The sequence below is a fragment of the Candidatus Chlorobium masyuteum genome, assembly GCF_011601315.1.
In the GTDB taxonomy this organism is placed as follows: domain Bacteria; phylum Bacteroidota; class Chlorobiia; order Chlorobiales; family Chlorobiaceae; genus Chlorobium; species Chlorobium masyuteum.
In genome coordinates, this window is record NZ_JAAORA010000004.1 from 186,090 (window position 1) to 199,455 (window position 13,366).

Here is a 13,366-nt window from a genome sequence, read left to right on the forward strand (position 1 = left end):
TGTGTGTAAAACTAATTGACTGTAAATAAAAAAGGCAGGGAAAACGCACTTGCGAATGCGCAATAGGCAAAGGTATTAAAATACCATACAAGCCATGTAAAAACAAAATAACCGGCACGTCGCGGCGCACTGAGCTCCGAAATTCCTAAGCCGGAAGAGCAGTTTAAGCTCGTTTCTTAAAGTGAGAATGAAAAACCGCTGCGTTTCATGAAAATAAATTATCAGTGCAACGCTATTAATTGTCGTGAGAAGCCCGAGAACAAGGCGGCCGGAGCGCAGAAACCGGAGTGTACACATCGTACATGAGGATTGCGAGCACCGCCTGACGCAGTAATCGGGTTTCGGAACAAATTAATAGCGATGCACTTCAGACAATCAGCATACTGTCCCCGTAACTGAGAAAAAAATAGCCCTCTTCGAGCGCTGACTGGTAGGCCCTTTTAAGATGCCCGGCACCTGCAAATGCCGCCGTAAGCATAAGAACGGTAGAACGGGGTGCATGGAAATTGGTCAACAGTGCATCGATAACCTGAAAACTGTAACCCGGAAAAATAAAAATATCAGCCTCTCCGGTAATCGGAGCATCACCTGCCCGGCATGACGATCTGACAATACGCCCGGCGGCATGTTCAAGCGCCCTGGTCACCGTCGTTCCAACCGCTACAATCCTGCCGCCTGCCGCTTTCACCTTCCGGATTTTCTCAACAGTCTCTGCAGAAATCGAGTAGTACTCCCGATGCATGACATGCTCCCTGAGCGATTCCACCCTGATGGGAAGAAAGGTGCCAAGACCGACATGCAGCGTAACAGAGGCGATAGCAACACCTTTCAATCGAATGTTCTGAAGAAGCGCCGGCGTCATATTCAGGGAGGCGGTCGGAGCGGCAACCGAGCCGGGAAGTTCTGCAAACACCGTCTGGTATCGTTCCCTGTCAACCTCTTCAGCATCCCGTTTGAGATAGGGAGGAATGGGTACTGCTCCGAAACGCTCAAAAAAATCCCGGATTGATCCTCTCTGGCTACCCCCCCGAAACTCGATGCGGGCAATTCCATCATCGACAATATCCGAAACCAGCAGCTCCTCGTCATGCGCAACCAGCGTATCTCCTTTTTTCAGCTTCCCCCGGTAAAGCACCCGGTCCTGATCGGCCTGATGTTTTTCAAGCAGCATCAGCTCTATTTTTGCGCCGGTCTGCTTCAAGGCATGAAGGCGAGCCCGTACAACCTTTGTGTTGTTCAGCACCAGGAGGTCTCCGGGTTCAAGAAATTCATCCAGAGCGGCATACCATGCATGCCTGAGCGCGCCCGAAGCCCGATCAACAACAAGCATACGGGTTGAACCGCGCTCCTCCGGGGGGTAACAGGCGATCTTCTCTTCGGGCAGGTCGTAATCAAAATCAGAAGCTCTCATAACGTCCTCAATCTTGCCCGGACAGCCTCTGCATGAGCCTGCAACCCCTCATGATCGGCAAATGCGGCAATTTTCTCTCCGCACCCCAGCAGCTGCTGCTTTGAGTAGGCAATAATTGAGGTGTGCTTGATGAAGTCGCGCACCGACAGGGGAGAGAAAAACCGTGCTGTGCCGTTGGTAGGAAGGGTATGGTTCGGCCCGGCGTAGTAGTCTCCAACGGTTTCACAGGAGTACCCACCCATGAATATCGCACCGGCATGATGAATCAGTGGCAGAATATCCCAAGGGTGCTCCACATGCAGCTCCAGATGCTCCGGGGCAATCATGTCCGATACCGTGCAGGCCTCTTCAAGCGAATCAACAACAACAATGGCACCGTTCTCCATGAGGGCGGATGCAATAATATCCTTGCGAAGCATGGAGGGGAGACGCTCATCTGCACATCGCCGCACAGCCTCAGCGAGCGCTTCAGAGGGAGTAATCAAAACCGCTGAAGCATCGGGATCATGCTCCGCCTGGGCGAACAGGTCAAGAACAATAAATTCGGGATTGGCTGACGCATCAGCAATAACAACCACTTCGGAGGGGCCGGCAATACTGTCGATGGCAACATGACCGAACACCTGTTTTTTGGCGAGCGCCACATATTTATTACCCGGACCGGTAATGATATCAACTTTCGGAACCGTTTCGGTGCCGTAGGCAAACGCGGCTACGGCCTGGGCCCCGCCAAGCTTGTAGACCGAATCAATACCCGCCACAGCGGCTGCGGCAAGAATATGCGGGCTCACCGCTCCCGACGGGTCACAGGGTGTTGTCATAAAAATCTCCTTCACTCCGGCAACCTTTGCCGGCGCTGCATTCATGAGCAGCGATGAGGGGTAGGAGGCTTTTCCGCCAGGTACATAGAGCAGGGCCTTTTGCATGGCCGTCACCCGCTGGCCGAGAAGCACACCTCCCTCACTCTCATAAAAAAAACTCTTTTCCACCTCATGCTCATGAAAGCGCAGAATGTTGCTGTAGGCCTCCCTGAGGACGGCAAGAAATCCAGGATCTGCCTTCCGGTATGCCTCCTCTATGGCTTCGGGAGAAACTTTCATCTCCGAAAGCCGTACACCCTGGAACTGTTCGGTATAGTCAAGCACGGCACTATCACCATGGTGAAGAACACGCTGCAGAATTTCATCAACGGCAGACTGAACTGCAGGGTCAAAAGCAACACTGCGGGTCAACTGTTTTTTCAGGGCTGAACGCTCTTCAGCAAAACGATATATGGGCAGCACTTCTCGGGGATTTATGGTTTTTCGGGTAACAAGAATTTCAACATCATAATGTACTCAATAACCGTATTTATAGAAACCCTGCATCAGAACTGCACTCCCAGTAAAAAATCACGAAAAAAAGCACCGTTAAGAGGCTCTTTTGATTTGAAAAAAAAGTTCCATTAACTACCTTAAGAGTTCAGTTGAAACCTTGGACGGAAGCATGAACAGGCGTTCATCCAAGCCACTAAGATCCCACTTTCAGAACTATGATAACATGAGCTTTTTCAGCAGTCTGTTCAGAGATATCGCCATTGATCTCGGAACAGCAAATACACTGATTTTTATTCGCGATAAAGGAGTTGTTTTAAACGAGCCCTCAATTGTTGCCCGTGAACGCAATACAGGAAAGGTTGTCGCCATCGGGCAGGAAGCCCTTCTCATGCATGAGAAAACCCATCCCGGCATTGTCACCATCCGTCCGCTTGCCAATGGAGTAATCGCAGACTATGAGGCCACGGAAGAGCTGATCAAGGGATTGATCAATAAAACAAAGAGCCAGTTCTCCTTCGGCATCCGCCGCATGGTCATCGGCATACCCTCAGGCATCACCGAAGTTGAAAAAAGAGCCGTACGCGACTCGGCAGAACATGTCGGAGCAAAAGAGGTCTATCTGGTGGCCGAGCCGATGGCGGCGGCAATCGGCATCGGTCTTGACGTCAAGGAGCCCATGGGCAACATGATTGTTGATATCGGTGGCGGTACAACGGAAATCGCGGTTATATCACTCGGAGGCATCGCATCGGGCGAATCACTGAGGGTAGCCGGTACCGACATCACCAACTCGATTGTCCGGCACTTCCGCAAGGCATATAACCTGGCCATCGGCGAACGCACAGCCGAAGATGTCAAAATCAAGATTGCCTCTGCCTATAAACTCGAAAAGGAGCTGACGATGAATGTCAGGGGCAGAAACCTTGTCACCGCACTGCCCGAAGAGCGCGAGGTCAACTCATCGACCATCAGGGAGGCTATCGCTACGCCGATCAACCAGATCATCACCTCGATCAAGAAAAGCCTTGAGGTCACCAAACCTGAACTCTCGGCCGACATTCTCGATCGAGGCCTCTTTCTTGCCGGCGGTGGCGCACTCATCAAGGGGTTGGACAAAAAAATCAACGAGGAGACCAAACTTGCCGTCCATATCAGCGAAGACCCGCTGACCGCAGTGGCAAGAGGTACCGGCGAGGTTCTTGAAAACCTTGAAAAGTACCGTACCGTCCTGCTCTCTACAAAACGCTACTGATATTCACCGTGTTAAACAAAAAGCCCCGACAGACCGGGGCTTTTTTGTTCATAACAGTCGGCAATGTATTGTGCAAAAGGCGGATGGAGCGCAGCTACCGGAATGTACACGCAGTACATGAGGATTGCGAGCACCACCCAACGAAGTAATCGGACGGCGGAACAAATTTATAGCGGGGTCTCTTCGATCAGCTTGATGTAATACCGCTCATACTCCTCAACAAGCCGCGCTGTTTCATACCGCTTTGCCTGCGCTACGCAGGCTTCTGAACACTCAAGCCAGTGCGTGCTGTCAGTAAGCAGGAGCAGCGATTTTTCAGTCATGGCCGCAATATCTCCGGGCGCGAGCAGGTAACCATGTCTGCCGGGCAGAATAAACTCCGGAAATCCGCCCGCCATGGTAGCCACAACCGGAACACCGCAGGCCATTGCTTCAAGGGCTGCAAGCCCGAATGATTCAGCATTGCTCGGCATCAGCATGAGATCGGCCATGGAGAGCAGCGGCACAATATCGTCCAGCTTGCCGAGAAAGCGTACCCGGTCGTTTATTCCAAACTGCCGAACCAGCTCCTCGGCCCCGCTGCGCTCCGGTCCGTCACCGACAAGCAAAAGCGTTGCATCAATTTGACGGCTCACACCATGAAAAATCCGGATGATATCACCGATGCATTTCACCGGCCTGAAATTGGAGATATGAATAACAATCTTTTCATCGCCGATGCCAAGCTGTTCGCGGAGCTCAGCCCTCGGCGAGCGGAAAAAATATGAGGTATCAACAAAATTCGAAATAACGGTTACCTCCCGCTTCGGACTGAACATCCTGACGGTCTCATCTCTCAGGTAACCCGAAACAGCAGTCACCCCGTCAGACTTGTTGATGGCCAGCCGCACAACATCCTGCATCCCCCGGTCCGCCCCGACAACCGTTATATCGGTGCCGTGCAGCGTAGTAGCAAGCCTGAAACACTTCGAACTGCTGCACTTGTCCTCAAGCATCTGGCGGGCAAGCATGGCACTCATGGCATGGGGAATGGCATAATGGGCATGCACCACATCAAGATTTTCAAACCGGGCAACCTGTGCGATTTTCGAAGCAAGCGCCAGCGGGTAGAAAGAGTTCTCAAAAAGCGGATAGTGCATCTCTTCAACCTCATGGTAGAAGATATTCTTCGAAAACGTGCCGAGCCTGAACGGGAGCGACTGGCTGAAAAAATGAATCGTGTGCCCCTTTGCGGCAAGAGCCTTGCCCAGCTCGGCGGCAATTGCGCCGCTGCCGCCGTAGGTGGGATGACATAATATTCCGATTTTCATTCGTGCTGGTTTATGGTGTGTATTTCAAATATACCTCTAAAAGAAGGTAATAGTTGCATATGCCGCCGCAAGCATTTGCCTTTGGGGCCGTCAGTTCAAAACAAAGAGTGTTCACTGCATTATGGAAACCCCCTGCCTCGCTCAAAGATTTACAGGCTATGCAGCGCAGGCTGAGCGCCAGTTAAAAGCCTCATCCGCTCAAAAAGTGCTTTAAATTTTTACAATACCGTAACACAGCCGGTCTGGATTGCAAATCCAATAATGCTTATTTACAAAGGAGCGGCAATTCTCTTTTATTCCCTGAAACAAGGAGTGCAATGAGCAGCGTTAAACCCTTTAAAATCATCATAGAGTGGAATGATCAGGAAGATTTTAATTTCAGTTGCGATTACGACCATCCTGATTCAGAAAAAGCGAGAATAATCAGCCCTGTGCATGCGATGCTCAGCTTCCCGGTCATGGCAGAAGCAATGGGCAATGTTCTCAAAAAACTGAGAAAAGATCCCATTTCATTCCCTCTTTTTCTTGTCAATCTCGCCTTCAATCACCGCAGTCTGCTCGATGAAATTGACCAATTGCTGCAGCAGCTTCACCATCATCTCGAAAATGAGCAAGGATCGGGCACATTTTGCTGTCACATCTCCTCAAAGAAACGCCTGCCCCTGTAACCGCTTGTGTGATCACCGCGAAAAAATGGTTTTTCGGAGATCACGGGAAGATTTAACAGAGTGTTAACAATTCTGTTGTAGCAGGTTTACTACCTTTCGATTCACCTTGACCCTGATTCGTCTCCCTCCTGCACACAAAATCGGAGAGTACGATACGTTTGCATGAAACTGCTCGAGTTTAAACAAGTAATGTCTGTTAAAAAATAATTTTATACGGAGATACGACCGTGTCATTTGTTCCAAAAAAAGTTTTTTTCACCAAAGGTGTTGGACGTCATAAAGAGTATCTCTCTTCATTCGAGCTTGCCCTGAGAGAAGCCAAAATCGAGAAATGCAATCTGGTCACTGTTTCAAGTATTTTCCCTCCTCACTGTGAACGCATCAGCGTTGAAGAGGGTCTGAAACTGCTCTCTCCCGGTCAGATCACCTTTGCCGTCATGGCTCGCAACTCAACCAATGAGTACAACCGTCTTATCGCTTCTTCAGTCGGGGTAGCCATTCCTGCCGATGACGCACAATACGGCTACCTCTCTGAACACCATCCTTTCGGAGAATCTGCCGAACAGTCCGGAGAATATGCTGAAGATCTGGCAGCAACCATGCTGGCCACAACCCTCGGAATCGAGTTTGATCCGAACAAGGATTGGGATGAACGCGAGGGTATCTACAAGATGAGCGGCAAGATCATCAACTCCTACAATATCACCCAGGCGGCCGAAGGTGAAAACGGTCTCTGGACAACAGTCATTTCATGCGCAGTTCTTCTGCCATAACAGCTTTACTGAAAGGGCAAACCCGTTCTTATTTTATGAACAAACCATCAAGGAGACTGGACTGTTTATTGGTAACGCTGAATTTGTTGCCGTTGGTATCCCTGATGGTATCAATCTCTCTCTTTTCGCAGGAAATAATCGGTGCTCCCGCACTCAAACCCTCTGCAACAGCTCCACCCCGCTATCTGTTTCTCTTTATCGGCGACGGAATGGGACCAGCACAGATTAAACTCGCTGACGCAGTGCTTGACAGTCAGCACACCCTGACGATGAACTCTTTTCCTGTGTTTGGCCTGGCTACGACACATGCCGAAAACCGTTATATCACTGATTCCGGAGCTGCAAGCACTGCGCTTGCGACCGGAAAGAAAACAACCGTCGGCACCATTTCCATGGCAGGCAATCACCTCGACACGCTTATAACCATAGCAGAAATGGCTAAAGCGAAGGGAATGAAAACAGGAATTGTGTCAAGCGTAGGCATTAATGATGCAACCCCTGCCTGCTTTTATGCCCACACCCCGTCCCGCAGCAACAGTTATGATATTGCCGTGCAGATGGCTTCGAGCGGGTTTGACTATTTTGGAGGCGGGTATGCCGAAGGTAATCTCCCGGAAAACCGTCAAAAAGCACATACCTTCAAGGGTGATATTGCCGAACGCATGCGATCGGCAAAGTATCTCATCACGCGTAACCGCAATGAGCTGCAGAAGGTAAAGCCGGGAATCCGTTGCTGGGCATACACAGGCTATGATGCAAAAGCCGCCATGGATTATGCCATGGACCGGAACCAGGAAAACATTTCTCTTGAAGAGTTTACGCGGGAGGGTATTCGGCTGCTTGATAACCCTCGCGGTTTTTTTATGATGGTTGAGGGAGGAAAAATCGACTGGGCATGCCATGCCAATGATGCCGCCGCTGCAGCTCACGATGTAAAGGCTTTTGATAATGCAATTGCAAAAGCTGTTGCATTTTACCGTCGTCATCCGAAGGAAACCCTGATTATTGTTACCTCCGATCATGAATGTGGCGGCCTCTCGCTCGGCAACAGAGCAAATGGTTACGACACCCGCCTCAGCCTGCTGCGCCGTCAGAAAATCTCGCAGCAGCGCTTCTCGGAAAAAGTTTCATCATGGAAAAAAAGTGGCACTGTTACCTTTCCAATGGCAATTGACAGTGTCAATACCTATTACGGCTTGAGTATGAAGGATGCGGACTCAACACTTGCCATCACTCCAGCGAACTACAGAACCCTTGAAGAGGCATACACAACAACCATAAAACCGGAATCAACGGACAGTTTTTCATCGGCTGTAACCGGAATGCTGAATCTGAGAGCAGGAATCGGATGGTCAAGCAACGCTCATACGGCTATTCCGGTACAGGTTTTCGCAATAGGAAGGGGTGCAGAACGCTTCAGGGGCTTTTACGACAATACCGATATTGCAAAAAAAATTATGCAGATCGCAGAACTGCAAAAAGATGCCCCCTCCCGGATTAATCAAGTAAAATAGGCACCGCTTAATATTATCTGAACCGTTATGCTGACCGCAGAAAACGAAACCAAAGCCGTCCTTCCGGATTTTTTCGACCCCGGATATTATATCAACAGAGAGCTGAGCTGGATTTATTTCAACCAGAGAGTGCTGGAGGAGGCTCTCCGATCTGAACTCCACCCCGTTCTGGAACGGGTAAAATTCATCTCAATCTTCAGTTCAAATCTTGATGAATATTTCATGATCCGGGTTGCAGGCATAGAAGACCAGTATGATGCCGGTGTTCAGGAGCGTACCGTCGATGGTTATACTCCTGCCGAGCAGCTTGAGAAGATTCGCAGGATGGTGATTCAGCAGCTCAAGCTCAGGAATGACTGTTTATCTAATGATCTCATGCCTGCCATGCAGCGTGAGGGCATAGCGATCCTCCGTTTTTCGGAACTCACGAATACACAGAAAAAATCACTCCGGGCATATTTCCACAGGGAGATCTTCCCTGTACTTACACCTTTGGCCTTCGATACAGGGCATCCATTCCCCTTCATGTCGAATCTCTCACTTAATCTTGCCATTGAGCTCGAAGATGAGAGCACCCTCGCCCGGAAATTTGCGAGAGTAAAAGTTCCAAGCATTTTGCCGCGTCTGATCCGGCTCAATAATATCGAGGGATTTCCCGGTAGTGATCATAACTGTTCGGTCATACAGTTCATCTGGCTGGAGGATCTCATTGAAAATAATCTCGGCGAACTGTTTCCGAAGATGCGGATCATCAAGTCCCATCTTTTCAGAGTGATCAGAAATGCTGATATCGAAATCGAGGAGGATGAAGCCGGAGATCTCCTCGAAACCATCGAGCAGGGTATTCTGTCACGACGCTACGGAAAGGTCGTCCGTCTTGACATCACACCGGACATGCCGCTTGGAATTAGAAAGCTGCTTATGAAAAATCTCGGGGTAACCCAAAGAAACGTCTATGAAATTGACGGTGTGCTTGGTATGGGAGCACTTCTCGAACTTCTGAAAATAGATCGTCCTGAACTGAAAGATGATCCCTTTGTACCAAACAACCCTATTGAAGAAGAGTACGGCCAGAATATTTTCCGCGCAATAAACACAAAAGATCACTTGCTTTACCATCCATACGACTCCTTTCAGCCTGTAGTCGATTTAATTTCGAAGGCTGCGGCTGATCCTGATGTCCTGTCAATCAAGCAGACTCTTTACCGGGTAGGAAGCAACTCTCCTGTCGTCAAGGCCCTGATGAGGGCCGCTGAGGCCGGCAAACAGGTGGCGGTGCTCGTAGAACTCAAGGCAAGATTCGACGAAGAGAACAACATTGTATGGGCACGGGCGCTCGAAGATGTTGGCGTTCATGTCTGTTATGGTCTGCCGGGCCTTAAAATCCACGCAAAACTCACCATGATTGTGCGCCGGGAGCAGCAAAAACTCAAACACTATCTGCATCTCGGTACAGGCAATTATAATCCGGCTACGGGTAAGGTCTATACCGATTACAGCCTCTTTACCACCAATGAGGCGCTTGCCAACGACGTAGCTGAACTGTTCAATGCTCTGACCGGATATTCAAAACATACCGGGTACTTAAAACTGCTGGTATCTCCGATCAATACGAGAAAGAGAGTTATCGAAATGATTGAAAGGGAATCAGCATGGAGCCAAAAATCAGAGAATGGCCGTATCATCATGAAAATGAATGCACTCGTGGACGCCAAAACCATCAGGGCACTCTATAAAGCATCCTGTAAAGGGGTAAAAATCGAGCTGATTGTAAGGGGGGTATGCTGCCTTAAACCCGGAATACCCGAAGTAAGTGAAAATATCAGGGTTATCAGTGTTATCGGGAGATTTCTTGAACACAGCAGAGCTTACTACTTCCATAATGGCGGAGATCCGGAACTCTATCTCGGCAGCGCTGATATCATGCCAAGAAACCTCGACGAGAGAATTGAAACACTCTTTCCGGTTTTTGATAACACCTGCATCAGCAGGGTAAAATCGGACCTTGACCTTATCATAAGCGACAATGTCAAGGCCTGGATAATGAACCCTGAGGGGACCTACTCAATGATTGAGAGCAAAGTACCGGCAATAAACAGTCAGGCTCTTTTTTTAAGCCGATCCTCAAGGAATAAAACGTCAAATTAAGGCATTACAAAAAAACCTTTTGCTGAAAAGAGATCAGCGTTCCAATCAGTATGCTTCAAAACCCCGGCGTTATAGAATTACAAGCCCAGCTCTTTGCACAGAATTCCATTACCGAGAGTTCCCTGACTTCAGGCCCCAATCAATATTTCGTGTTTTATACTCATTATAGTCTGGCAGCAGGCGATTGTACTCCCCCTCCATCAAAGGGGATGAAATCATAAAATCAGCAGTAGCACGATTGCAGGCAATCGGAATGTTCCACACAACGGCCATACGCAAAAGTGCCTTCACGTCAGGATCGTGGGGTTGCGGTTCCAATGGATCCCAAAAAAAAATCAGAAAATCTATTTCGTTATTGACAATTTTTGCGCCTATTTGCTGATCCCCACCCAAAGGTCCGCTCTGAAGTTTTTTAATCTTCAACCCTAACTGTTTTCCAAGTGTTTCGCCCGTCGTTCCCGTGGCATAAACCTCATGATGAGCCAGAAGATCTCTGTTATACATCGCCCATTCAAGTAAATCCCGTTTCTTGTTATCGTGAGCAACAAGAGCGATTTTTTTATCCTGTACCATAACAATTTTGTTCTGCGACATACGGCAATATCCTTTGCTTGAAAAAATTCCAGCTAAAAAGGCCTTCTCATCTGGCACGGCTTTATAACCCGGGGATGGTGTGCTCTATCCCTGCTTTTCACGGACATTCAAAGCCTGAAGTTTGTTGCCTCTCGCTTCAAGTTCAAAATCCACCTCAGCATCCTGATTCAAAAACCTGAATTTCTCTTCAGAAACAATGTTCGAGAAGTGAACAAAAATATCTCCTCCTCCATTCGGATTGAGAATGAAGCCAAATCCTTTTCGGACGTCGAACCATTTAACTTTACCGTTTACCACGGGTATATATTTTCGGATAACGACTCAGCGAAGCCCCGTTACTTCCGGGTTATTGATTACAGATTACAACCTCAGTTTCTTTCAATGTACGCTCCATCGTATGGAGGAAGTATTACGGGAGTGTCACAAGATTGTGAACACTTCACATGAAAACATGGATCGCACTTGACCAATCCACAAACAGCATGATTTGTCGGAAGTGAGGCAAAAAAGCAAATCTCTTTTGAGTTAAAATTACGCCGGAAATGTTACGGGTTTATTAAGGAATGGTTGCGGAATTGAAAACTATTCCAGGCAGAGAACAGGCGCACTCTGCTTAATCAGAAAAGTTTACGATCTTCTGCTATCACGGAGAGATGCACAATTGAGAAGACTTTCCGGAAATACCGGGTTACTCAAAATAATTCCTCAACACCATAATTTTGGCGCTCAATCATCAAGCGCATTAACCATGAAATCAATTCAGGTATACCCCCTGTTTGTATTGACGAAAGTTCTGTGTGCTAAACCGCCCCGATCTTTATAAAAATGCTGCGAGTTTAAATATTAAAACAAACGCTATGTCGAATCCATTGCTTCTTGTTGTTGAAGACGACCGGAATCTCTCAAAGCTCCTGGAATTCAATCTTGAGCGGGCTGGATATGCATGCAATATTTCTGAAAGTGGAGAAAACGCTTTTGAGCAGCTTTCCCGAAAATGTTTTGATCTTATTCTGCTCGATATCATGCTTCCAGGCATGAACGGATTTGAGCTTTGTCAGAAAATCAAACAGCATCAGATATACAAAGATATTCCAATCATCATGCTGACGGCAAAAGGGGAAGAGATCGACAGAGTCCTCGGTTTTGAACTTGGTATTGATGACTATGTTGTCAAACCGTTCAGCCCCCGTGAACTGAACCTTCGAATACGGGCGGTGCTGAAAAGGGATAGAAGAACGTCTGCTAAAATGCAGGAAATCCTGAATGGAGATGGTATAGTTATTGACCTTTCACGGCACAGAGTTACTTCGGATCAACGTGAACTGGAACTGACTCTCATGGAGTTCAAACTTCTCGTTGCACTGCTCAAAAGAAAGGGCGAGGCACAATCGCGAGAGACGCTGCTCAGCGATGTATGGGATGTAGACAGAAACATAAACACCAGAACTATTGATACCCATATTACAAGGCTCAGAGAAAAGCTTGGAGAAAAGGGCAATCTGATCAAGACACTGCGGGGAATAGGCTACAAGTTTGAAGGGGAAAAAGAGTAACGCCTGATTCATGATACTAATTCGGTTAATGCTGCATCATGAATGATCTGGCGGTGCAGGGGGATGCGCACTTCAGGCCGGAGATGATAAGGATAAAAGGCTCCTTCCAGGAGCTCATGGTTCAGAAATATAAGCTCATCTTCAACAACTACCCTGTAGGCAATGATCAGCAGCGAACCATACTTTTCCACTTCACGTTGATAGACACCGATCAACCGGTCAATCTTTCCGGAAAGTGAAGTCTCTTCCTTAAGCTCCCGCAGGCATGCTTCATGAGCTTCCTCTCCGGCCTCAAGAAATCCACCCGGAAGAGCCCATTCATTACATGCGGGTTCATGGGCTCGCCGGACTATAAGAAGTTCGTCTTTGCTGTTGACAACATAAGCTAAAGCTGCCGGAACAGGATTGATATAATGCACCCATGAACATGACAGGCAAATCTTCCGTTCATGCCCATTGATCATGGACCATTCCAGTGTTTTACTGCATACCGGACAGAATGAAAATGGCTTCACCATCTCTGCATTAAATTGTTGCACAAGCAATACCAGGTAAACAAAACGGCAACTGCAACCTTTACACGTTTATAGAGCCTCCGGAATCACAAGAAGCCGTACCGGGCAGGAACAGCTTCTTGTGATTGGATGATTTTTTATTCGAACAGAACGCTTTGATAGCGGCTCAATGGATATTGACAAATCCTGATTCGCTGATCAGGCGTTTGCCCTCTTCGGTTTTGGCCAGGTCGATGAACTGCCTGACTGCACCGGTCGGCTGACCGTTGGTGTACATGAAGAGCGGGCGGTGAATCGGGTAGGTACCGTTTT

General features: G+C 48.3%; 12 protein-coding genes and 1 pseudogene. 6 read left to right on the forward strand and 7 right to left on the reverse strand.

Annotation, left to right across the window (positions count from 1 at the left end; translation table 11 throughout):
* Nucleotides 1-367 precede the first annotated feature (367 nt).
* Nucleotides 368-1,411 carry a tRNA preQ1(34) S-adenosylmethionine ribosyltransferase-isomerase QueA gene (gene queA / locus G9409_RS08895; RefSeq protein ID WP_166808427.1) on the reverse strand — a complete coding sequence of 348 codons (1,044 nt, stop codon included), beginning with the start codon at nt 1,409-1,411 and terminating at the stop codon, nt 368-370.
* Entirely contained in the window at nt 1,408-2,694 is a 1,287-nt protein-coding gene (hisD, locus tag G9409_RS08900) for a histidinol dehydrogenase (protein ID WP_166808428.1), read from the reverse strand. Before hisD ends, queA begins: the two co-directional genes overlap by 4 nt.
* A gap of 256 nt (nt 2,695-2,950) precedes the next feature.
* On the opposite strand from hisD, the gene mreB reads away from it, so the two are divergent.
* Complete coding sequence (gene mreB, locus G9409_RS08905; protein WP_040433371.1) at nt 2,951-3,979, forward strand: rod shape-determining protein; 1,029 nt, start codon at nt 2,951-2,953, stop codon at nt 3,977-3,979.
* 167 nt (nt 3,980-4,146) lie between these two features.
* On the opposite strand, the gene bshA is transcribed toward mreB, so the two are convergent.
* Nucleotides 4,147-5,289, reverse strand: coding sequence for an N-acetyl-alpha-D-glucosaminyl L-malate synthase BshA (bshA, locus tag G9409_RS08910; protein ID WP_166808429.1), 1,143 nt, complete (start codon nt 5,287-5,289; stop codon nt 4,147-4,149).
* A 317-nt stretch (nt 5,290-5,606) separates the two neighbouring features.
* Between bshA and G9409_RS08915 the strand changes: the two genes are divergently transcribed.
* The 4 genes from G9409_RS08915 (at nt 5,607) to ppk1 (ending at nt 10,392) form a co-directional block, all read left to right on the forward strand.
* Complete coding sequence (locus tag G9409_RS08915; protein ID WP_166808430.1) at nt 5,607-5,957, forward strand: hypothetical protein; 351 nt, start codon at nt 5,607-5,609, stop codon at nt 5,955-5,957.
* 227 nt (nt 5,958-6,184) lie between these two features.
* The gene (locus G9409_RS08920; RefSeq protein ID WP_006366428.1) at nt 6,185-6,730 is read left to right on the forward strand and encodes a pyruvoyl-dependent arginine decarboxylase; all 546 of its coding nucleotides are present in this window, start codon (nt 6,185-6,187) and stop codon (nt 6,728-6,730) included.
* Between the two features lie 104 nt (nt 6,731-6,834).
* Nucleotides 6,835-8,244, forward strand: coding sequence for an alkaline phosphatase (locus tag G9409_RS08925; protein WP_235923283.1), 1,410 nt, complete (start codon nt 6,835-6,837; stop codon nt 8,242-8,244).
* A gap of 27 nt (nt 8,245-8,271) precedes the next feature.
* The gene (gene ppk1, locus G9409_RS08930; protein WP_166808432.1) at nt 8,272-10,392 is read left to right on the forward strand and encodes a polyphosphate kinase 1; all 2,121 of its coding nucleotides are present in this window, start codon (nt 8,272-8,274) and stop codon (nt 10,390-10,392) included.
* Between the two features lie 108 nt (nt 10,393-10,500).
* Here ppk1 and G9409_RS08935 read toward each other — a convergent pair whose 3' ends face one another.
* Together G9409_RS08935 and G9409_RS08940 are read right to left on the reverse strand one after the other, a co-directional pair.
* Nucleotides 10,501-10,986 carry a methylglyoxal synthase gene (locus G9409_RS08935; protein ID WP_166808441.1) on the reverse strand — a complete coding sequence of 162 codons (486 nt, stop codon included), beginning with the start codon at nt 10,984-10,986 and terminating at the stop codon, nt 10,501-10,503.
* Nucleotides 10,987-11,070: 84 nt separating this feature from the next.
* Entirely contained in the window at nt 11,071-11,283 is a 213-nt protein-coding gene (locus tag G9409_RS08940; RefSeq protein ID WP_166808433.1) for a cold-shock protein, read from the reverse strand.
* 560 nt (nt 11,284-11,843) lie between these two features.
* Between G9409_RS08940 and G9409_RS08945 the strand changes: the two genes are divergently transcribed.
* On the forward strand, nt 11,844-12,539 hold the full coding sequence (locus tag G9409_RS08945; RefSeq protein ID WP_166808434.1) for a response regulator transcription factor: 696 nt from the start codon (nt 11,844-11,846) through the stop codon (nt 12,537-12,539).
* Nucleotides 12,540-12,547: 8 nt separating this feature from the next.
* Here G9409_RS08945 and G9409_RS08950 read toward each other — a convergent pair whose 3' ends face one another.
* Both G9409_RS08950 and G9409_RS12045 read right to left on the reverse strand, forming a co-directional pair.
* Complete coding sequence (locus G9409_RS08950) at nt 12,548-13,054, reverse strand: NUDIX hydrolase (protein WP_166808442.1); 507 nt, start codon at nt 13,052-13,054, stop codon at nt 12,548-12,550.
* 166 nt (nt 13,055-13,220) lie between these two features.
* Nucleotides 13,221-13,366, reverse strand: a pseudogene (locus tag G9409_RS12045) (phosphate-binding protein); the annotation flags it as partial.